This is a genomic window from Glutamicibacter sp. V16R2B1 (assembly GCF_005774635.1).
In the GTDB taxonomy this organism is placed as follows: Bacteria; Actinomycetota; Actinomycetes; order Actinomycetales; family Micrococcaceae; genus Glutamicibacter; species Glutamicibacter creatinolyticus.
Genome location: NZ_VATX01000082.1, coordinates 1 through 1,857 on the forward strand (window position 1 = coordinate 1; position 1,857 = coordinate 1,857).

The 1,857-nt window shown below is 71.5% G+C and carries 1 protein-coding gene and 2 pseudogenes; 2 read left to right on the forward strand and 1 reads right to left on the reverse strand.

Features of this window, described 5'->3' with window-relative positions:
• Together FDN03_RS16290 and FDN03_RS16295 are read left to right on the forward strand one after the other, a co-directional pair.
• The coding region (locus FDN03_RS16290) for a TrkA C-terminal domain-containing protein (RefSeq protein ID WP_138178622.1) at window positions 1–422 on the forward strand (422 nt) is incomplete at its 5' end.
• An 88-nt stretch (window positions 423–510) separates the two neighbouring features.
• A pseudogene (locus tag FDN03_RS16295) lies at window positions 511–981 on the forward strand (cation:proton antiporter); the annotation flags it as partial.
• Window positions 982–1,146: 165 nt separating this feature from the next.
• On the opposite strand, the pseudogene FDN03_RS16300 reads toward FDN03_RS16295, so the two are convergent.
• Window positions 1,147–1,857: pseudogene (locus FDN03_RS16300) on the reverse strand (cation:proton antiporter); the annotation flags it as partial.

A 1,857-nucleotide genomic window follows, 5' to 3' on the forward strand; every position in this document is an offset into this window, starting at 1 on the left:
CGGGAGGCCGGCTCGGTGTGGTGAGCCGGCACGACGGGCGCAGGGGCCTGGTCATCTACGACGCGGAGGATCCGGACGCATCCCGCGAATCGATTACGCTGACCCCGGAGGAAGGCGACGTGCTCTCCGAACTGCTCGGCGCCCCGCACATCGTGCAGCGGCTGGCGGACATCTCGCGGGCCTTCGCCGGGCTTGTCGGGGAGCAGATCGAGATCGCCGCCGGGTCGCCGTACGCGGACCGGCTGCTGGCTGCCACCCAGGCACGTAACCGTACGGGCGCCTCCATCGTGGCGGTCGTCCGCGACCACCAGGTCCTCGCCTCTCCCCGACCGGACTTCCGGTTCCACGCCGGCGACATCGTCGTCGTCGTGGGCACCCCGGAGAACACCGCCGCCGTCGGCCAGCTGCTCCGCGACGGCTGACCGGCCTGACAGAAGGAGCGACCGGACACCGGTGCACGACACAGCGACGACCTTTCTGGAGCTTGGCGCCGTCCTGTTCGTGCTGGGGGTGCTCGGTCACCTGGCGTCACGGGTCGCCATCTCGCCGATCCCCCTGTATCTCCTGGCCGGCCTGGCCTTCGGGCATGGTGGCGTGATTCCCCTCGGCGCGAGCGAGGAGTTCATCGAGATCGGCGCCGAGATCGGCGTCATCCTCCTGTTGCTCACGCTGGGGCTCGAGTACACCGCCGAGGAGCTCCTGCACGGCCTGCGCAGACAGGCGCCCGCCGGCGCGCTCGACCTGACGCTGAACGCCCTGCCCGGTGTGGTCGCCGCGCTCGTGCTCGGGTGGGGGCCGCTCGCCGCGGTGGTCATGGGCGGCGTGACGGCGATCTCCTCGTCCGGGATCATCGCCAAGGTGCTGGGGGATCTCGGCCGCCTCGGTAACCGCGAGACCCCGGTGGTGCTGTCGGTGCTGGTCCTCGAGGACCTCGCGATGGCCGTCTACCTGCCGGTGCTGACCGCGATGCTGGCTCACCACACCGTCGCCCGTGGGTCGCCAACCGTCGCGGTGGCGCTCGGTGCGCTCGTTCTCGTCCTCTACATCGCGCTGAAGCACAGCGAGAAGGTCACCCTCCTCGTCTACAGCGCCCGCCCGGACCCCAACCACGAGACGCTCCCGCCGCGCTCGCTGGGCCTCACGCTCGTCGGTCGGCAGCCCGAAGAAGACGAAGAAGACCGCGGCGAACAGGTCCCGCAACGGGGTCAGCACCTCGCGCGCGCCCTCCGCGACCGGCCCGGACAGCGCGATGCCGACGAGGAACGCGCCGACCGCGGCGGAGACCTGCACCTGCTGCGCGACGCCCGCGACGAGCAGCGCAAGGCCCAGCGCGCGCAGCAGCAGGATCTCGTCGTTGCGGTCCGACGCCGGATTGAACACCAGCCGCGTCACCTTCGCGCTGTACCGCAGCGCGAGAAACAGGACGCCGACCATGGCACCGAGCGCGATGGCGAGCGACAGCGCGCCGCGGGCGATCGTCTGGCCGGCCAGCAGAGCGGTCAGAACGGGCAGGTAGACCGCCATCGCGAGGTCCTCGAGGACGAGCACCGACAGGACGACCGGTGTCTCCCGGTTGCCGAGCCGGCCCAGGTCGGCGAGAACCTTCGCGATGATGCCGGAGGACGAGATGGCCGTGACGCCGCCCAGCACGACCGCCGCGCGCCAGTCCCAGCCGAGCAGGAACGCGGCGGCCACCCCGGGCGCGGCGTTGAGAGTCAGGTCCAGGACGCCGGCCGGTGCGTTGCGGCGCAGGCCCACCAGCAGCTCGCCCGCGGTGTATTCCAGCCCGAGGGTGAGCAGCAGCAGAACGACGCCGATCTCGGCGCCGATCTCGATGAACTCCTCGCTCGCGCCGAG